Origin of the sequence: Phytopseudomonas argentinensis, assembly GCF_900113905.1 — a bacterium.
GTDB classification, from domain to species: domain Bacteria; phylum Pseudomonadota; class Gammaproteobacteria; order Pseudomonadales; family Pseudomonadaceae; genus Aquipseudomonas; species Aquipseudomonas argentinensis.
This window is the reverse complement of the sequence record NZ_FORC01000004.1, coordinates 26,017-46,340: the sequence shown is the minus strand read 5'-3', so window position 1 is coordinate 46,340 and position 20,324 is coordinate 26,017. Positions and strand designations below refer to the sequence as shown.

The 20,324-nt window shown below is 62.7% G+C and carries 12 protein-coding genes; 1 reads left to right on the top strand and 11 read right to left on the bottom strand.

Annotated features, from left to right (window positions below; genetic code table 11):
* Window positions 1-112: 112 nt before the first annotated feature.
* The 5 genes from BM154_RS17925 to BM154_RS17905 all read right to left on the bottom strand — a co-directional run bounded on the left by BM154_RS17925 (window position 113) and on the right by BM154_RS17905 (window position 13,390).
* Entirely contained in the window at window positions 113-5,746 is a 5,634-nt protein-coding gene (locus BM154_RS17925; RefSeq protein ID WP_074887269.1) for a YDG domain-containing protein, read from the bottom strand.
* Window positions 5,747-5,786: 40 nt separating this feature from the next.
* On the bottom strand, window positions 5,787-7,562 hold the full coding sequence (locus BM154_RS17920) for a ShlB/FhaC/HecB family hemolysin secretion/activation protein (RefSeq protein ID WP_083414604.1): 1,776 nt from the start codon (window positions 7,560-7,562) through the stop codon (window positions 5,787-5,789).
* Between the two features lie 254 nt (window positions 7,563-7,816).
* The gene (locus BM154_RS17915; protein ID WP_244157216.1) at window positions 7,817-10,027 is read right to left on the bottom strand and encodes a TonB-dependent receptor; all 2,211 of its coding nucleotides are present in this window, start codon (window positions 10,025-10,027) and stop codon (window positions 7,817-7,819) included.
* 101 nt (window positions 10,028-10,128) lie between these two features.
* On the bottom strand, window positions 10,129-12,582 hold the full coding sequence (locus BM154_RS17910) for a hybrid sensor histidine kinase/response regulator (protein WP_083414603.1): 2,454 nt from the start codon (window positions 12,580-12,582) through the stop codon (window positions 10,129-10,131).
* Window positions 12,583-12,589: 7 nt separating this feature from the next.
* A complete protein-coding gene (locus tag BM154_RS17905; protein WP_083414602.1) occupies window positions 12,590-13,390 on the bottom strand; it encodes a response regulator transcription factor in 801 nt (266 codons plus the stop codon).
* Window positions 13,391-13,533: 143 nt separating this feature from the next.
* Here BM154_RS17905 and BM154_RS17900 point away from each other — a divergent pair, with 143 nt between their 5' ends.
* On the top strand, window positions 13,534-14,529 hold the full coding sequence (locus BM154_RS17900; protein ID WP_244157214.1) for a LysR family transcriptional regulator: 996 nt from the start codon (window positions 13,534-13,536) through the stop codon (window positions 14,527-14,529).
* 160 nt (window positions 14,530-14,689) lie between these two features.
* Here the strand turns inward: BM154_RS17900 and BM154_RS23975 are convergent, their stop codons facing one another.
* The 6 genes from BM154_RS23975 to BM154_RS17875 form a co-directional block, all read right to left on the bottom strand.
* Window positions 14,690-14,884 carry a hypothetical protein gene (locus BM154_RS23975; protein ID WP_139225484.1) on the bottom strand — a complete coding sequence of 65 codons (195 nt, stop codon included), beginning with the start codon at window positions 14,882-14,884 and terminating at the stop codon, window positions 14,690-14,692.
* Window positions 14,885-15,588: 704 nt separating this feature from the next.
* Window positions 15,589-16,038 carry a globin domain-containing protein gene (locus BM154_RS17895; protein ID WP_074887262.1) on the bottom strand — a complete coding sequence of 150 codons (450 nt, stop codon included), beginning with the start codon at window positions 16,036-16,038 and terminating at the stop codon, window positions 15,589-15,591.
* Between the two features lie 266 nt (window positions 16,039-16,304).
* On the bottom strand, window positions 16,305-17,126 hold the full coding sequence (locus BM154_RS17890) for an energy transducer TonB (protein ID WP_083414601.1): 822 nt from the start codon (window positions 17,124-17,126) through the stop codon (window positions 16,305-16,307).
* Window position 17,127: 1 nt separating this feature from the next.
* On the bottom strand, window positions 17,128-17,571 hold the full coding sequence (gene tolR / locus BM154_RS17885; protein WP_074887260.1) for a protein TolR: 444 nt from the start codon (window positions 17,569-17,571) through the stop codon (window positions 17,128-17,130).
* Between the two features lie 13 nt (window positions 17,572-17,584).
* Window positions 17,585-18,301 (bottom strand): protein TolQ, encoded by a 717-nt coding sequence (gene tolQ / locus BM154_RS17880; protein WP_074887258.1) that lies wholly within the window; start codon window positions 18,299-18,301, stop codon window positions 17,585-17,587.
* Between the two features lie 89 nt (window positions 18,302-18,390).
* On the bottom strand, window positions 18,391-20,304 hold the full coding sequence (locus BM154_RS17875) for a phytase (RefSeq protein ID WP_074887255.1): 1,914 nt from the start codon (window positions 20,302-20,304) through the stop codon (window positions 18,391-18,393).
* Window positions 20,305-20,324 lie beyond the last annotated feature (20 nt).

Sequence of the window (20,324 nt, the reverse complement as noted above, 5' to 3'; positions counted from 1 at the left end):
GGCGGATTCGCAATACACACTGTGCGCGCGCTGTGGCGGTAGTCGGCGATTTCCACCGACTAGCTGATTCGTGCCTCGAGCACTCCCCGGTAGCAGCTACCGGGGATTTGGCTTAGCGGGCAGCTACCTCCACACCTGCCTTGGCGCTCACTGCCGCCTGCCTCAGAGCATGCTCCACCACAACGTGTTCGATGCTGTTGACGCTGGTGCCCAGGCTTTTCTTCGCGACAGCAAGCCCGTAAGCAGCCAGTTCGTCACTGTCGAGGCTACCCGCCTCTTGCGGTACCTGAACCAGCAACACACCGTCAGCCATCACCGTCACCTGAAGGCTCAAGCGCTGTCCGCTGGCCAGCGCCACCGAACCCTGCGTCGACTTCGCGCCTGCCGCTTGCAATACCGGGGCCTGGCGGCTGCCTGCATCGGCCAGCTCCAGGGTGATGCTGGAACCCAGATCGGTCGCGGCATACTGCCCTTCACCGCGCAGTGGCTCGCCAGCACGGGTACGGTAGATGTGCAGGCTTTTACGCACGGCAGGTTCCGAAGGGCCGTTGGCCAAGGCCAGGCTCATTCGGCCATTGCCCGAAAGTACTGCATCCTGCAGGACCAGAGCATCAGCACCAGCAGCATTCACCGGGCTGGTTGCCAGGCTTGGTGTATCACTGAACAGCGCAGTCGACGGCAACGGCTGATGCGAGGCTGGCTCGAATACAACAGGCTGATTATCCGGGCGCTTGACTGCTGTGCCAGTGCCGTTGGCGCCTTCCGGGGTGTTGATCAGGCCGGCTGGAGGCAGCATCGGCGGCTGAATGCTGGCAACACCGACCACCGGCTGGTCAGCCAGCTGGTAGTTTGCTGCGTCGTCGCCGAGCAGTTGCAGATCGATCACCGTGACGATTTTCCCTTGCCCGGTAGCCGGGGTTTCAAAGTTGGCCTCACCCACCGCCCCGACTGCATCACCCTCGATGATCCCGTCGAGGGCAATGTCGCGAATGATGGCGGTGTTCTTGCCGTCATAGAGTTTGTCCGCAACCTCGACCTTGGCGGTCACGATCTTGCGATCGATATCCGCCGACCCTACCTGGGCATCAGCATCGAACGCATAGTTGTCAGCCTCCTCGCCAGTCAGGGCTAGACCCGAACCAGTGACGGACTTGTCCTGCCCGGCATTCTTGTCGCTGAACGCGCCCGTGTTGCCGGAAGTGCCCACCTTGCCTTCATCACCATCGACGATGCCCACCAGCGAGACGTTGCTCAGGTCTGCGGTGGTGGTGCCGTCGTAGGTCTTGTCGGCCACATCGGCATTGGCGGTCAGCAGCTTGCGATCGATGTCCGCCTTGCCGATCTCGGCGTCGGTGTCGAAGGCGTAGTTATCGGCTTCCTCGCCGGTCAGGGCGATGCCTGAGCCAGTCACGGACTTGTCCTGCCCGGCATTCTTGTCGCTGAACGCGCCCGTGTTGCCGGAAGTGCCCACCTTGCCTTCATCACCCTCGACGATGCCCACCAGCGAGACGTTGCTCAGGTTCGCGGTGGTGGTGCCGTCGTAGGTCTTGCCCGCCACATCGGCGTTGGCGGTCAGCACCTTGCGGTCGATGTTTGCCTTGCCGATCTCGGCGCTGGTGTCGAAGGCGTAGTTGTCGGCTTCCTCGCCGGTCAGGGCGATGCCCGAACCGCTGACGGATTTGTCCTGGCCGGCGTTCTTGTCGCTGAATGCGCCAGTGCTGCCGGAGGTGTTCACCTTGCCTTGGTCACCGTCGACGATGCCTACCAGTGCGACGTTGCTCAGGTTCGCGGTGGTGGTGCCGTCATAGGTCTTGTCCGCCACATCGGCGCTGGCAGTCAGCACCTTGCGGTCGATATCGGCCTTGCCGATCTCTGCGCTGGTGTCGAAGGCATAGTTGTCGGCTTCATCGCCAGTCAGGGCTAGACCTGAGCCAGTGACGGACTTGTCCTGCCCGGCATTCTTGTCGCTGAACGCACCAGTGCTGCCGGAGGTACTCACCTTGCCTTCATCACCGCCGACGATACCTACCAGCGACACGTTGCTCAGGTTCGCGGTGGTGGTGCCGTCGTAGGTCTTGTCCGCTACATCGGCATTAGCGGTCAGCAGCTTGCGGTCGATATCGGCCTTGCCGATCTCGGCATCGGTATCGAAGGCGTAGTTGTCGGCCTCTTCCCCGGTCAGGGCAATACCCGAGCCAGTGACGGACTTGTCCTGGCCGGCGTTCTTGTCGCTGAATGCGCCAGTGGTGCCGGAGGTGTTCACCTTGCCTTCATCACCGCCGACGATGCCCACCAGCGACACGTTGCTCAGGTTCGCGGTGGTGGTGCCGTCATAGGTCTTGTCCGCCACATCGGCGCTGGCAGTCAGCACCTTGCGATCGATGTCCGCCTTGCCGATCTCGGCGCTGGTATTGAAGCTGTAGTTGTCGGCTTCTTCGCCAGTCAGGGCAATACCCGAGCCGCTGACGGATTTGCTCTGCCCGGCGTTCTTGTCGCTGAACGCGCCAGTGGTGCCGGAGGTATCCACCTTGCCTTCGTCACCCGCGACCACCCCCACCAGTGCGACGTTGCTGAGGTTCGCGGTGGTGCTGCCGTCGTAGGTCTTGTTGGCCACATCGGCGTTGGCGGTCAGCACCTTGCGGTCGATCTGCCCGACGTCGCCGCTCACGCTGGAGGCGTCGACCTGATAACCATAGACCTTGACGCTGCCGTTGGTGGCTTCGGACACCTCGACATTGTCGACGGTGACCTGCTTGCCCGCGCCGGCATTCTTGTCGGCGTAATAGGCATTGCCGAAGGAAAGCACGTCGATGGTATCGCCATCGATAGCACCACTCATGGCGAAGTTGGCGTCGCTGACGCTGGCGGCGGCATTGCCGTCGTAGGTCTTGCGCACCTCGCCTTGCAACTCGACTTTCACCTTGGGCGCGTAGGTGTAGAGATGGCCGTTGCCAGAGCCTAGAACGGTATCACCGTAATGGGCAGCGTACTGTTTGAAGGCCACATCCAGACCGCCACGCACATCATCCGATGGGCTGGAAGAGTAGGTCAGCCAACGCCCATTGGTAGCCGCAAGCGCGTTGGCACCGGCCTGGTTGACGAAGTTGCGCTGCGCTACCAGCACCACGGCATCACCACTGCCTCGCGCGGTCACGGTACCGCCACTGCCGATCACCACGTCGCCCACGCCCGCCTGGGCCAGCACATGGCCACTGCCATTGCTGTTGCTCAGCGCACCATCGACCTGGATGTTGCCGTTGAGCAGCGACAGGTTGTTGTTGGCATTGAAGCTGAAACCGGAGGCGTCGACCGTCGTGGTGCCGGTGCCATCGGCGCGACCGATGGTGAGATTCTTGATGCCCACCAGCTTGCTGATATCGGTGGCCGGCGCATTGCCGTCCAGAAAGATACCGCCGCCAGCATTGCCGCTGCTGCTGTTGAGCAGGATGTTGGTAGTGGCGTCGTACGGCTCCAGACGAATGCTGGCGGTGGACAGGTTCTGCAACGTGGCCTGGGTGAAGTCGACGTTGTTGGCGCGCAGCGTCAGCAGGTCGGTGCCGGTGTCCAGGTTGACGGTGCTGGTGAAGTTGATCGCGCCGTCGGTATAGATGGACGCACCACCAAGCATGGTCAGCGGGGTGTTGAAGTTGACGTCACCGCTCAGGCTCAACAGGCCCGCCAGGCGCTTCTCCCCCGTCGAACCGCCCAAGCCCTTGCTGCCCATGGCATCACCAAAGAACAGGCGGCCACTGCCCAGGGTGATATCACCGTTGAGGGTAGCGATGCTCTCGGCATAGGAGGTGGTACCAAAGGAGAGGTACAGGTTGCCGCCGTTGGTGTTGATCGGTGTATCGATAGTCAGTGCGCCGCGGCCACCCAGATCGGAGTCGCTCGACAAGCGAACGTAGCCACCCGCGGTGGTCAAGGCGCCGGCGATGGTCAGGCCATCGGCGCCCAGCAGAGTGATGCTGCCGGCTCCGGGTGTGCCGCTACCGATGGTGTTGACATCGTGATCCGGCAAATCGGCCAGGGCAGGATTCGCGCCCGCGCCCTTGGCTACCAGATTGAACACCCCGTTGATCGAACCGGTTCGAGTACCACCGGCCTGCATGTAGATGCTGCCGCTGCCGGAAACCTCCAGCGTGTTATTGCTATTGGCAAAGCTGATGGAGGTGGCGGTATTGCCGCTGTTGAGCACCTCGGCGCGGAAGCTGACATCGTTCTGCATCGAGATCGTGCCATCACCGCCATTGAGGTTCAGATCGGCAAAGCGAATGCTGTCGGTAGCCTGCAACAGCACGTTGGCCGTCTGCTCCTCCAGGGTCTTTTCATACACCGTCACGTTACCGCTGCCAGCAGACCAGTCGCCACTGGTGCCGCTGCCGCCGGAAACGGTGATATTGGTCGGATCGAGCAGCAGGTCACCGGTACGCCCCTTGGCCGCACGGGCATCGGTCTTGCCGGCGTATTGCAGGGTTTGCTTGCCGGATACTTCGGCTTTGCCACCGTTACCGCCTTGCTCGCCACCGCGCACCGAAATATCACCGGCAAAACGGTTATCGCCGTCGGCCCAGAACACCACCGTGCCGCCATCACCAGCCTGGGTCGCATCGGCCTTGACCTTGACGTTGCGCTCGACGGTCACCTGAGTGGCATTGGCCACCGTGGCGTCCTGGCCCTGCCAGCCACCACCGACCTTGATGGCGCCGCCACCGCTTGTGCCACTGGCCTCGAGCTTGGCGTCAGCCACGGCAATGCGCTCGCCGGTGACCACGATGCTGCCACCCTCGCCTTTTTCAGACGACACATCGAGCGTGCCGGCAACCTGGGTCAGTCCGCCCTCGGCATCACCATCCAGCAGGATACGACCACCCCGCTCCACCAGCCCCTTGGCCTCGATGACACCGGTATTGTTGATGACGCTATTGAGCAGTGCATCGGCCGAGCGAGCGCTCAGGGCGACCATGCCGCCATCGGCACTGATATGCCCCTCGTTGCGCACGGCCGCGTCGAACACGCCGCGTTCGACGTTGACGCCGACCAGGCCATCGCCCTGGAAATCCAGGCTGACCCTGTCGCCGGCAGCAAGCACCGTGCTGCCGCCCGGTGTGCTGATGGTGCCGCTGTTGCCCACCTGTGGCCCGATCAGCGCGACCACGCCGCCCTGCGCAGCATTCACGGTACCCTGGTTGAGCACGGCACCTGCGCCAGCACCGCCATTGAGCGTGGTTTTGCCGGCAAGAAAATCCTGGTCGCTGATCAGCAGTGAGGAGGCCACCAGGCCGCCCACGTTGACCTCGGCGCCTTTGCCGATCACCACCCCGTTGGGGTTGAGCAGCCACACCTGGCCGTTGGCATCGAGCTTGCCGAGAATCTGGCTGGCATTACCACCGCCGATCACCCGGTTCAGGGCAATGCTGTTGGCGCCCGGCTGGTTGAAGGTCACGCTGGCATCGGCGCCAATATCGAAGCTGTTCCAGTTGGTGACCAGCTTGCCGGTTTGCTGGTCGACGACCATGTGGCTACCATTCTGCGAAATGGCGCCGCTACCGCCAACGATCGTCCCGCCCGTAGGCAAGTCGGCGGCCAGCACCGCACCGCTACCCAGCAGGCCGACGGCGGCCAGGAAGCCGACCATGCCGCCGCGCTTGCCACGGGAGGTCGAATGTTCTGCAACGGCTACGAACGCCTGATCGGCATCGCTCCAGACAAGGCGATAGAGATGATTCAACGAAGCGCGCTTCATGGTGTGCTCCTAAATTTTGTAATGGGCTGCAATGGGCAGATCAGAATGCGTAAGAGGCTTGAACCCACGCGCGCCAGTCGCTGGCACGGCTATCGGCGTCCAGACCGGATGAGCTGCGCCCCGGATTGTTGTCCAGCGTCCGCGCGACGGCCGTGCGCACACTGAAATTGCCAGCCCACAGGTTGGCGCCGACCCCGACGGCATGCAGGTCATACCGGTTGCTGTCACTTGCGTTGTTGATCGAGCCTGGCCAGGTGTCCTGATGCAGCCAGATACGGCCGGTATCGACAAAGCCCAATCCCTGCAACACGACACCGGGCAGGTTCAGAGCGATATTTCGGCGCAGTTCCAGGGTGGCCAGCCAGCCCTGGTCACCGGACGCTTCTCCAACCGGATAGGCACGCACGCCGGCTGGGCCACCGAGCAGGAATTTCTCCGAAGAGTCGAGGTTGTCGCTGGCCCACTGCGCCGAGACGCCACCAAACAGCGTCCAGGGGCTGGAGGCGCCCAGGCTTTGCAGGCGAGAAACGCGCAGATTCAGCTTGTTGAAACTGCCATCGCTGCCGGCACTTACGCGGTCGGCGAATTGATCTTCACGGTTGCCGGAGAGATCCAGCTCCCCCATGGTCAGCGCCAGCATGGCGTCGGTCACCCCGCCTCCGCCCAGGGAGTCGAAGCGGTTGCCGCTCATGGCCAGAATGACGTTGTTCAACTCGCGATCGCGCAAGTTGATGCCTATGGCCTCATCCTCGAGGGCCTTGTATTCGTAGGTGGCCGAGAGGTTCAGGTTCTGCAGCCGCGAGCGAATCACCGGGTAGCTGAGACCCAGCGACCCACTGCGAGCGTTGCCGCGCAGATCCAGAGGCCGAAACTGCTCCTGGTCGACCTCATAGCGCAGGTAGGAGCCCGCTGCATTCAGGCGCAGCCCCGACGCATTCAGCGGCAGGCTGTAGGACGCACCGACGATATCGGTGCCGGTGCTCTTGCTCAGACCAATGCTCAACTGATCGCCGATGCCGAGCGGATCATTGAGGCTGACCTGGGCGTTGGCACGAGCGGTACCCGTGCTCCGATTGCCGTAGTTGTCCGCGGACAAGTTGCCTGATACGAGCGGGCCTTTCCTGGCATTGATCAGCAGTCGGCTGGTGCCAGGTTCGGACCCCATGTCCAATGCCGACTGAGCACTGACGCCCGGCTGATCGTTGATCAGCAACAGCGCTCGCTCCAGGTCTTCGGCACGCAACACCTTATTTTCTGGCAGAGCAGCTTCGGCGATCCGGCGCAGGCGCTCGGGGCTGCTACGGGTGTCGCTGTTGACCTCGATACGCGAGGCGTCGGACTGCAGGCGACCTTTGACGAGCGCGATCTCCAATTCGCCGTCGGTCAAATCCTGGCGAGGCAGATAAGCGCGTGCCAACACGTAGCCACGGCCGCGCAAGTAACGGGTCAGGCTCTCGACCAATTGCTGCAGGCCTGCATGGTCAAGGGTCTTGCCCAGCACCTGCTTGGTCAGTTCCGTGAGGTTCTCGATCTCGGCCAGCTCGGTGTCGCCACTGAAACGAATGGCCTTGAGTTGTACGCGCAATCCGGAATTCGTTGCGCTGCCTTTGGTACCGGAAGGCAACTCGAACGCGGCAGGCGGTTGAGTGGAACCTGGCTCGGAAGGCCGCGTCTGCTGATGCTCGTTGAGCAGCTGTCCTGCATCGGGCAGCGTCTGCGCAATCGCTATCTGCGCGGTTCCGGAACCGGCCAGCACAACAGCGCAATACAGCAGATGCTTGCCCGCGCGAACGGAATCCTTGTAAGGAACTGGCATCGTACAACTCCATGAAAATTGGGAAACCACCCGCCAGCCGTAGCTGGGGATGAAGAGCCCACGGAGTCTAATCACGCGCCGAGCAGGTCGATTTTGTATGAGCGGACGAAGGTTTTGCCGCAGCGGATATCACTCGCAAAACCCCTGCAAAGCCGACGAAAAGTAGCGCAGCACTGTGCCGCGAAGAGAACACCAGGCCGGCCGGACGTTTGCGGATCGCCTAGCAGTGTGCCTCGTGGTGCTCGCTCGGTAGCTCAATAGCGGCCGCGCAGCGATACCCCGACACTGCGCGGCGCCCCCGGCAACAGCCCGTAGTCGCCGGAACCCAGGGTGGCATAGAAGGCGCTGGCGTAGTCCTGATCGAACAGGTTGCGCGCCCATAGCTCCACGGCCCAGCGCTGGCTGGCCTGGCCAATGCCCAAACGCAGGTCGGTCAGGCCGTAAGCCGACTGGTAGCTGCCGGTGCCGCGCTCCAGCACACCGTAGTAGCCACTGCGCCAGCTGTAATCGAGCGCGCCGAACAGCTCCAGCCCGGCCTCCAGCGGCCTGCGGTAATCGACCCCGGTGGCCAGGCTCCAACGCGGTGCGTTGAACAACTGTTTACCTGACAGATCGCACGACACGCCCGCACTCTCGGGAGCACAGGGTGCGTTGTCGAAAGAGCGATAGCGCGCATCGCTCAAGGCCAGGCCCAGGTGCCAGCCGACCTGGGACGTGAGTTGCAGGCGCCCGTCCACCTCGATGCCGCGCAGGCGCACCTTGCCGACGTTGATCAGGCTGTCGCGCAACGGCGGTGACAGCTCATCGGCCGGCTCGCTGTTGCTGAGTGCCTGGTAGTCGTCCACGTCGGTCTGGTACAGCGCCACGTCGAGCGCGAAACGCTCGTCCCACCAAAGACTCTTGAGGCCCACCTCAACAGCCGTCGCGCGCTCGGCGCCGAATACCGGGGCAACGGCGTCACCGGTGACTTCCAGGTTGATGCCGCCGGCCTTGTAGCCCCTCGACCAGCGCCCATAGCCCACCAGCGCCTCATTGAAGCGGTAGCTGAACGCCAATTGCCCGGACAGGTTGTTCTCCGCGATGCGGTTGCGCCGCTCATAGGCGCCGCCCAGGGCGATATCGCGCAGCAGTTGGCCACCCAGTTGCGACACCGGATCGATGCCAAGCGGAGCCAGGCCATCGACCCGCCGGATGATCTCGCCACGCTTGCGCTCGCGGCTGTAACGCAGCCCCGGGGTAATGGCCAGACGCTCCGTGGGGCGCCAGGTGAACTGGCCGAACACGGCCTGGGTGTCGCTGTCCTGCCCGCCGCGAAAGTGCTGCTCGGCGCCCTGCAACAGCGAAGGCGGCACCACGCCGGGGGTGATGCCAAGGGCGGTGACTTCCGGGCGGTCGCCAAGGAAGAACGCCGCGGCGTCACGGCCGAAGGCCACATCGACGTCACGCTGCAAGCGCTGCTGCAGGTAATGGACGCCTAGCAGGTAATCGAAACGCTCGCCGAGCGACTGCGCCAGGCGCAGCTCCTGGCTGAACTGGTGATGATCGAGCCCTACCGCCGAGCGCGCCACCGATAGTGCCATGCTGTCGGCATCGTGGCGGCTGTCGTAATCCCAGTCGCGGTAGCCGGTGATGCTGGTCAGGGTCAGTTCGTTGTCCAACTGCTGGTCGAGCTGCAGGGTCAGGCCGCGCTGCACGGTATCCAGGCTGTTGCCGTCGTTCTGCTCGACGCGACGGGCAAAGGGCGCAACCGGCAACGGCTGGTAGCCGACGAAGGCGGCGCGCTGGCGGGTCGTCGCGCTCAGATGGCTGGCGGTGAGCACGGCGCTTTCTTCCTGTACCGCGTACTCGCCGATCAGCCGGGCGCTGAAGCGCTCGTTGGGCGTCCACAGCAATTGCCCACGCAGCCCCTGGCGATCCTGCTCGTCGAGCTGGCGGCCATTGAAGCGGTTGTCGATATCGCCGTCGCGGCTCAGGTCATAGACACTCAGGCGCGCCGCCAGCACCTCGTCGACCAGCGGCCCGGACAGGCTGGCACGGTAGTGACGCAGGCCATCCTCGCCCATCCGCACTTCGCCCTGCCCTTCGTTGACGAAACTCGGCATCCGGCTGGTCAGGTTGATCGCCCCCGCCGTGGCGTTCTTGCCGTACAACGTGGCTTGCGGGCCACGGAGGATTTCCAGCCGGTCGATATCGACGAAGTCCTGCGGGATCATGCCCTGGCGCCCCAGGTACACGCCATCGAGGTACACCGCCACGCTGCCGTCGAGCCCATCGTTGGCCGAACTCGACCCCAGTCCACGGATGCCGATGGCCGTATAGCGCGGGTTGGGAGCGCTCAGCATGAGGCCGGGAACGCGCTGCGCCAACGCGCCGAGGTCGTCCATGCCGTCATCCTGCAGCTGCTCGCCATCGAATACCGAGACACTGGCCGGAACCCGCTGGGCGGGCTGTTCACTATGGTTCACGCCGACAACGCTTATCTCCCTGAGCTCGATAACAGCCGTTTCGGCCAGGGCCGTGCCTGGAAGCGCAAGCATCAGCCACAGAGACGCCCGGGTCACCCTGCTCACATGGCCTCCTGAGGCTGGCAGCCGCTACGACTCAGGTGGTCGACACGGGTGAGCAGATCCCTGCTGGATGCGGGCTTGAGCAGCGTGTCATCGAAGCGCAGGCTGGCCGGCATATCCATGGGCCGCAACGCCGGTGCGGCTGAATACAGCAGTACGCGAAGCGCTGGGCAGCGGTTACGCAGCACGCTCAACAACTCCCAGCCATCCATGCCTGGCATGCGCATGTCGGAAATCAGCAGATCGAAGGTTTGCGAGTGAAGCTGCTCGAGCACCTCGGCAGCGCTGGCAGCGGCCTGCACCTCGAAACCATAACCGGCCAACAGATCGCCAAGCCAGTCACGGTTTTGCGGCACATCATCGACGATCAGGATTTTCCGCCCATCGCCATCGACGTGCACGCCATGGTTCTCGACGAAGCTGCTGTCGAGTTCCTCCTCGCTGGCACAGGCGAGCGGCAGGTGAAAACTGAAGCGACTGCCCTTTGGCTCCAGGCGCTGCAGTTCGAGTTCGCTACCCATGATCTGCAGCAACTGAGTGACGATCGACAGGCCGAGGCCGCTGCCATCGTAGCCTTCCACTCCCTGGCCACGCTGGAACGGCTTGAGCAATCTGTCTCGAGAATGGGTGTCTACGCCAATGCCACTGTCGCTGATGCTGAAATACAGCAGCGCCTGGTCCGGCGCGGGGTACTGGCACGTCACCTCGAAAACGATCACACCGTCGTGAGTGAATTTCGCCGCGTTGCCGAGAAGGTTCAGCAGTACCTGGCGCAGGCGTCGGAAATCGGCACGCACCAGCGCAGGCAGATCATCGGCGAAACAGCAGCCGAAACGATTGTTCTGCCGCGACGCCAGGAAGCCGGCCTCCTCCTCCAGCTCCTGCAGGAAACCGTACAGGTAACCGGGTGCCAGGGTGAGTTCCAACTGCTGCAGCTCGCTCTTGGAAAACTCCAGCAGTTCATCGATCAGATCCAGCTGCTGACGGGCATTACGCTCGACCTTGCTGGGGAAGTCGTCAACCACGCCCACCCGTGCCATGCGCGCGTAATCGATGATGCTCACCAACGGCGAACGCAGATCATGACTGATCCGCGCCATCAACGAACTACGCGCCCGCAGCGAGTCATGCAACTGCCCAGTGCGAATCGCCACGGTGCTCTCCAGGCGCTCCTGCTCTTCCCTCTGCTGGTTCTCCAGGGCGGCCAGCGCATGCCGCTCGCGGCGCCGACTACGCACCACCTCGGTGACCAGGGTACACACCAGGATGGCCACCCCCGGCAAGGTCGAAGACAGGCTGAGCACACTGGCGCGGGCCTGCCAGGGCAGCGTATCGAGCTGCAAAACGTAACGAACCAGGAACTGTAACAGCATGAATAGCGGTACCGCCCATGCCATCCAACTCAGTTCCAGACCGCGGCGCCAGGCGACCATCAGCGTTGCCGGCAACAACATGTAAGCTGCCACGCGCGTGCACCACTCGGCCAGGGGCCGGCCTTGCACCGAGTCGACCAGAAGGCCCCACAGGCAGGCAGCGGCAAAGGCGATCAATACAAGGTGGTAAAGCCAGCTCCACATCGGCGGTAGATGACGCACCTGCAGCAATTCACGGGCGTAGGCCACGAAGCACAGAAATGACAGGATGCTCAGCGCTGACCACAGCGGCAGACTCCACTCCATCAGGCCAGGCCACAGAATCAGGTAGCCGCTGGCAACCACCGTCACCAACACGTAGGAAAATACGGTTGCGGCGTGCACGGCCAACAGACGCGAACGCACGATCCAACCGACCACAAGGCTGAACGGCACGATCAACAGCACGATGCCGAGCGTGATGCCGTCAGCCAGAGATACCCATTGCCGGTCCTGCAGCAGCGCAGTCTCGTCCCAGAGTACCGGTTGCAGCAGCAACAAAGTTGGTGTGCTGATGCGTACCAGCACCTGCGCACGTTCGCCAGGCTGCAGCAGCAGCTCGAACACCGGCTGACGCTCGACCACCGGCCATTGTTCCAGGGGATAGGCGGCTCCCGCTACCTGCCTGCTCCAGTTATCACCGTTGCGGATATGCACCTGGATGTCATGCAAGCGCGGCTCGCCCACCGTAAGCCAGCGGCGACATGCCTCCGAATGGCCGTTGTACAGATCGAACTTGAGCCAGTAGGCCGAATGACTGTATTCCTGCCCCAGCAACTCGGGCGTGGCGGCCTGGAAACGAAATTCAGGCAATGCCGATACCTGCATCGCGTCGAGCCGGCTGCTGGGATCCTCGAAGATCTTCGCTTGGGGCGCCAGGTCTACGCGCGAAGCCTGGCAAACATCCAGGGCCAGCACGGGTGGGCTGAGCGATAGCAGCAGGCACGCCAGCGCGCAGATACCGGCAAGCCTGGGAAGCCGCAGAGAACATGACAATGACAGGGCGAACTGGCACAGACAGTTGCTGAGGCGAACCGACATCAGCTGATCATTCCTGGCGTTCACCGGCTGCGTGGGCATCTTCTTTACCCTGCGCCTGCTGGCGATACTGGCTCGGCGTCATGCCAACTCGCTCACGGAAGGCGGTGGTGAAATTGCACGCGCTTCGAAAGCCGACCTGATCAGCGATGTCCTGGATATCCATCGCACTGTCGGCCAGCAACTCCTGCCCTCGCCGTATCCGGACTTCGCGGATATAGGCGAATACGGTACTGCCCAGGTGTTCGCGAAAAATGCTCGACAAGCGTTTCTCATGGGTGCCTGCCTTGCGGGCGATGTCTGCCAGCGCGGGCATTTGCGCCAGGTTCTGGGTAATCACCCGCATGGCGACGCGCAGTGACACTTCATCCTGATTCGCAGGTTCACCCTCATCAGCGCTTGCGCTCGATACGGGCTCGCGCCATGACAACTGCAGGTGGATACGGATACGCGCCAGGACTTCCTGGGGGTCGCAGCTCTTGAGCACATAGTCCACGCTGCCCAGGGTCAACCCTTCAACACGCTCCTCCACCGCACCGGCAGAGGTAAGGAAGATCACCGGGGTTCGATGAGTCGCAGGGGCTTCGCGCAACAGCCGGCAGAGGGTGAAGCCATCCATTCCCGGCATGCGCACGTCGAGCAGGATAAGATCAGGCTTGAGCGCCAGTGCACGCTGGTAACCCTGACGAGGATCGCTAGCCATCGAAAGACGCCAGGGCTGCTGGCGCAGCAAACCTACGACGCCACGCAGCTCCTCTGGAGAGTCGTCTATGACGAGGATATGCGGTGCATTATTGAAATTGTTCTGCATGATTTCGTCCCATAGGCGACATGGGCCCCGCAGACGCCCCTCATCGGCCGCCGCATATCCTTTCAAGTAAAAGCGTCGTCCGCCACGGCAAAAGGCCCACCATCGATAGCGCGCTAAGATAACGCAAAGCCATGTAGATAAACATGATGCCGCGTCCCACATACGACCACAGTTCGTCCCGAAAACCAGCACCCACTTCGTCACTGTTGGCCGCTAATCTGGCGGATCTCTACTGGCTGGTGCACGTTGTCCAAGCCGGTAGCTTTTCCGCTGCGGCGCAGCGTACAGGCATGGCCAAATCCAATCTGAGCAGACGCATCATCCAGCTGGAAAAGCGCATGGAGGTGCAGCTGCTCATCAGGAAGCCAGGCGCCCTCCACCTGACCCCCACGGGTTCACGCATCTACCAGCATGCTCTGGAAATGCTCCACGCCGCCGAGGCCGTGGAAGACATCGCCAAGCAAGCAACCGGCGTTCCCCGCGGCCCGTTGCATCTTTCGGCACCGGGGATACTTTCCCCCTGGCTGTATGGCTGCCTGCGCACCTTCACGGAGGCCTACCCCGATGTAGCGCTGCGCATTACCGAAGCGGACCATCTGACCGACCTGGCGAGCAATCATCTGGATGCCTCGCTCAGCTTCTGCGATGTGCCAGGTGACAGTAATGACGTAGTTTCCAGACCGCTTGCCGCACTGGAGACAGCGATCGTCGGTACTGCGCAGCTTGTCGAACGACTTGGCAACCCCCTGCGCCTTTCGGAGGTAGCCAGTCACAAGCTGCTGGTACCGATATCACCTGCCAGGAAGGGGCACCGGGTATCGCTTGCGGGCGAGCGATCGCCTGAACGCGCCGCCTTGTATGCGAGCAGCTATCAGGCCGCACTCAACGGCGCGCGTGCAGGCCTGGGCCTGGCACTTGTGCCCGTACATGGGTGCATCGGCGACTTGCAGACGGGCAAATTGCGCTGCGCCTGCCCAGCGGAACGCCCGGTATCAGTGAAACTCTACGCGCTGATGAATCCTCATCGAAGCATAACCCCCGCTGCCCGCGCCCTGGTCAGCCACCTGCGACATTCACTGGTGGACGAGACAATCGAAGGTATCAGCGCCCTGGATGACGATATCGCCACCTATCAATGACCAGCAGCTGAGCCACCAGGCTAGACATGTAAGGTCGCTCGTTACCCTTGCCTATCAAAAGGTTCCGGGTTCGCAAATGGCAAAGCCCCTTGGACAAGGCCCCACAATGCAAAAAGCCCAGCGCAGGTGCCGGGCTTCAAGCGTTCGGTCGCAGCGGCGATCAGTTGGTTTTCGCACCATCCTGTCCGCCATTGGTCACGTCCTCATCGTCGGCAGGTGACGCTGAGTCAGTATCGCGCCCTGCTTCCGATTTGACGGCGTCTTGCTCCTGCTTTGAACCGTGCCCCTGCGTAGAGCTGTTCACCGATGGGCCTTGATAAGGTGCTGCCGGGCCGTTGTTCTCTTCGACTGTCATAGCGGATCTCCCAATTCGGCGCAGAGCGTCTGCGCTTACTAGCTTGGTAAAAGCTGACTGCGCGAAGTGCCCTCCGCTCGACAAACGGCAATACAAGGTCAATGCAGGGGCGAGTGACGCTGCGGTCCATGGCGCCCCGCGCGGATCAGCCGCGACGCCTGGAGTCCGGCTGCTGCTCCTACGCGGCAGACCATTTCGGTCGAGGGCCGGCTTTCTTGATAAAACTTCACGGCCGGCGTAGCCGAACCCGCAGCCGGGGTGTGCGGCGCGAGTGTATGGGCGCGCAGCCAGGATATTTTCCGCGCACTTGCCGCCACACCCACGAATGAATGCACCTGCCATGGTCCTGATGCCTCAGGCAAAAAAATGGCAACCCGGCTTGTTAAGCAGCGAACAGACTTAAGCAAATGCCCCCAGAATTATCCGCCATTCCCGCCAACACAGGCCCTGTCTTGTCCCGCCGCTTTTGCGTGGCGCCGATGATGGATTGGACGAGATAAACCTGATTTTCTTTTTATATCAGCTACTTATTATTAGTACCGGGCGGATTTAAGCATCGTTTTAGCACTAGGGTGCTTCTAGGACCAACGGGGCTGACGAGCAGGCCGCGTGTTAATGCCGATTTAATATCTGGCTGGTCAAAGCCAGCCTAGATGCCTCCGAAGGCATTAGGCTGCGAGGAATGCGTTGACGGCGGACGCCTGTCAGTTTGTCTCGGCGTGGCTATAAAGGCGCTTCTCGCGCTCGATCATGATGTCTGCAAGGAACCAATATGCCTGCCCCCAGGCCGCCAGAACTTCATCAGTAGCCGCTTCGCCAAGCACGTCCCGAATTGCAGGCAGTAGCGCATTGGCGACTGCAGGGTAATGCTCAGGCTTGATATGGGTGGCGACGTGGCGATGACAGATCTTGTCGATCGCGCCTTCGAGAACGTCGACCTTGTTCACATTCTTCGCAAACGCCAAGATAGCGGCGGCGAGACGCTTAGGCTGCTCACCGGAGATGTGCGCAGCCTCGTTGAACAGTGCCTTGATCTCGGGGTCGACAAAGAGTCTTTCATACATGCGCGTTGTGATTTCTACGCCTCGCTGCTCCAGGGCAGGCGCCGTAGCCTTGACCGTTGCGATCGTATCACTGGTTAATGGCTCTCTCATCGTGGCCTCCTTCGGCTAATAGGTATCACGTCTGATAAATCTTAGTCGCTAATAGAGGCATCTTTTTTATCTCCGAGGACTCCTGCTCACTCGGCATAGCGCCCCTGACCTCAAACGAAGCGTTAAATGACTAACCCGATTGCAACGCGCGCTTTTGGCCGAAAGCGGTTCTCGAAGATCGGATGCGGGCTCATCTTGAACAGACGAACCGGAACCGGCTTTTGGCCGGTAAAAGCTGTCTTTACATATCCAACCGCCTAGGGATCTTATTGGATTCGATAACTGAAGGTGTTCTTCACATTGGCCACGGCCACCGCCTGGCCGTTGACGACCCGGGGCTGGTAGCGAAAGGTCTTGGCAGCCGCGAGCGAGGGTTTGACGAACATGGGGTGGCAGTTGCCCACCACCTGCGGATCTTCCACCCTGCCAGCGGCGGTGACCGTATAGGCGACCGTGCATTCCCCTTCGATCTTTCGCTCCAGGGCGCGCGCGGGATAATCCGGCGCTTGCTTGGCGATGGGCAGATACTGGCGGCTGGCAGCTTCGGCCTCGGCGCGGGCGGTGGCCGCCGCATTCGCCGCGGCCTGGCGCTCGGCTGCAGCAAGGCGCTCGGCCTCGGCCTGGCGGGCTTGGGCCAATTGCTGCTCCTTCAGCGCCTGCAGCTGCTGCTCACGGGCGAGGCGTTCATCGCGTAACCTTTGCTCACGCTGCTGACGTTCACGCTGCACTTGCCGAGCCTTTTCCTGGCGCTCCTGCTCCACTCGCTTGAAGGCGAGATCGGCCTGCTCCACAACCGGTGCCTGGACCACAGGCTCAGGTTCCTGCACCGGGAGGGGCATCGGCTCAGGCGCAGGCGGCTCCGCATGTACCGGTGCAGCCGGCGCTACGTCGGGCGCAGGCAAGGTGATCAACTGGGTGGTGAGCACCGCGGTAACCGGTACCGGCATCGGCGCCTGGTGGGACAGGTTAAGCAGTACGTAGGCGAGCCCGGCATGCAGCGCTAACGCCACGCCCAGGGCGAAGCCATGTTCACGCCAGGCCGGCCAGATGAAACGGGGCACGGGCGTTTCCAGGGTCAGACCGTTCATCTCAGGGCGCCTCGGTGATCAGGCCCAGGCGGCTGACACCGCCACGCTGCAGCTCGGCGATCCCAGCCACAACCGACGCATAGTCGGCGTTCTGGTCGGCGCGAACGTACACCTGGGTATCCGGACTGGCGGCGACCAGTGCGGCGATCTTCTCGCGCATCTCATCCTTGTCCACTGCGCTGTCGGTTTGCGCCTCGATGTTCACCTCGCTGCCCAGATTCCAGTAGAAACTGCCGTCCTCTTTCACCGACAGGGTGACAATGCGTTGCTCACCTGGCGTTGGCAGCGCCTCGGCCGCCACCTTGGGCAGCTCGATCTGTACGCCCTGAACCAGCATCGGCGCGGTGACCATGAAGATCACCAGCAGCACCAGCATCACGTCGATATAGGGCACCACGTTCATTTCGGCCTTTAGGCCGTGCTTATGCTTAGGTCGAACCAGCATCGTGCTCTCCTCCTCAGGCTGCCGCGGCCATGCTTGACACTGCGCCATTCAGGCGACGGTGCAGGCGCCCCTGCAACTCGTTTCCGAAAGCGTAGTAGCGGGCGATCAGCGTCTGGCTGCGCGCCGAGAAACGGTTATAGGCCATCACCGCAGGAATCGCGGCGAACAGGCCGATGGCTGTGGCGATCAACGCTTCGGCAATTCCGGGGGCGACGGTGGACAGCGTGGCTTGCTGCACCTGGGACAGGCCGAGGAAGGAATTCATAATCCCCCACACGGTTCCGAACAGGCCGATATAGGGGCTCACGGAGCCGACCGTGGCTAGAAATGGCAGGCCTTTCTCCAGGCGTTCTTCCTGCTCGGCGATGGCCACCGCCAGGCTGCGCTCGACACCGTCGAGCACGGCTTCCGGACTATTACCGGCATGTGGCTGGAGCTGGCTGAAGCTCTGATAGCCGGCCAGGAAGATGCGTTGCAAGGCGGCATCGGCCGGCAAATCCTGCTGGCTACCTTCACGGTACAGACCACCGATCTCGTCGGTACGAAAGCGCTTGAGAAAGGCCTTGGCCAACTGCTCGCTATGTCGCAGCACGGCGCCGCGCTGGACAATCAGGTACCAGCTGACCAGCGAGGCCAGCACCAGGCAAAGCATTACCGCCTGTACGACGATGCTGGCTTCGGTGATCAGGCCCCAGACGGTCATGTGTTCGAGGTGGGCTTGGTTTTGCATCACGGATTTCCTTCAGTTGCTCGAGCCCGAGGGCTCACATTGGAAGACCAGCACGTTGCGCACTGATGACAGGCGCAACGCCATTCGTCTCACTCCAGACCCAGCGCAGCGGCGACCGCCGTCCAGGGCACGTACTTGTAGTTCTGGTTGCCTTCAGGCATGCGCTTGCGACCGTCCTGCACCACCAGCAGGCCAGCGCTCCAGGGCCCGCCGAGATTGGCCGAGGTGACGTCCAGGCCGTCGGTCTCCGAGGCGCCGTCGATACCCCGCGCGGCGTTCAGGCCGATGCGAAAACTGCCGCGCAGCCGGTACGGCGCCTGCGCCTCGACCACCACGTAGCTGTCATTGCCCTGGCTGGAAATCACCAGGTAGTCGCGCTGCTCCCCGTGGTACAGCGCCAGCCCTTCGATGTCGTCCTTGACTGGGCCACCGACGGCGATCACCTGATCGAAGGTGGTCGGCGCCTCGGCGCGCGCATCCAGCGCCCACACCGCGACGTCTTCCTCACCGATGTACAGGCGCTCGTTGCGGTCATCGGCAACGCAGCCTTCAGGCTGGGTCTCGGTTCTGAAGCGGCGCACCAGCTGACCGCTGGCCTTGCCGTTCACGCTGCCCAGGCGGTACTGCAGAAAGCTGCCGTCCTTGTCGTTGGCTATGGCATGGATGGCGCCCTGACGATCCTTGAACAGACACAGGCCGTAGATTTCCTTGAGCGGCGTGGCGATCTGGCCGATGTCGGCGAGCACGCCGCTGGCCGGGTCGATGGCGAAAAGATGCAGGCTGTTGTGATCACGGTTGCTGGCCACGGCCAGATCGACCTGGCGCTCGCCCAGCTGGAAGCCGGGGCGCAGGTCGACATTGTTCAGCCGACCGACGCGCAGGTTCTGCACCTGCTTGCCGGCCAGGTCGTAGACGAGCAGGCCGCCTTTCTTGTCCGTGCCCAGTACACGGCTGCGCTCGGGGTGCGCGCGGTCGATCCAGATCGCCGGGTCGTCCGCCGCATCGCCAAGGCTGGGCACGCCATCGGTCTGCACCAGGGGCGCGAGCACCGGGATGCTCGGCTGTGGTTCGCTGCGCCGAGGCGTCCAGCTCAACGAGGCGCTGCGTGCGCCTGCGTCGTCGACCAGCAGCAGGTCGAGCCCCTCCGCAGTCGCGCGGGCGCTGACCTGCTCCGGCTCATCTAGGCCTGCCAGGCTGACCACACCGGCGCGCTGCCACTGCGAGGTGCTGCGCTGATACAGGTGCAGGTTGCCAGCACCGGCATCGAGCAGCAGCAGTGCATCAGGCGATACCGCCATGCCGGCGGCGTTCTGGCGCAGCGCACCGAAAGGCGCGACCAGCTCGACCGGCTCACGCACCAACGGCGCTTCGGCGCCGGCGTCATAGCGCCACAGCCCGACGTTTTCTTCGTTCACGTAAAGGCTGTTGCTGCGGTCATCGACCTGGCAGAAACCACTCTGCGGCGGCAGGCTCAGGGTGCGCACCCGGCGCGGTTCAGCCAGCGGGCGACCCTGTTCGGCCACCAGCCATTGCTCGCCGATGCCCTCTTCGCCAACCAGGAACAGAAAGTCGTTGCGCGCACTGTCGCGGTACAGGCACAGGCCTTCGATGGCGAAACGGGTTTTCGGCAGATAACGCGGCGCGCTCCACTGCTGGGCAGAGTCGAAACGCGTCAGCAGCGCCTGCTGGCGCTTGCGGTCGAGGCTGGCGACCAGCACGCCATGGGCATCAGCGCGGTGATCGAGGGTTTCGAAGCGGCCCGGCAGCTCGCTGAGCACCTGGTCGTCGCGACCGATCACCTGCAAACCGCTACGCGCCACCTGCAGGCGCTGGGCATCGGCGAGGAACGTTGGCGGCGTCATCCACTGGGTGCTTTCTGTGGAGATCACGGTCTTGCTGATCGTCAGCGCTGGAGCTATCACAGCGGTCTCGCGCAGCTCACTGCTCTGGCAGGCGGCCAGGGCAACGCAGAGTCCCGATAGGGACAAGTTGAAAAGACGCATGAATGGAGGATGTCCTGAAA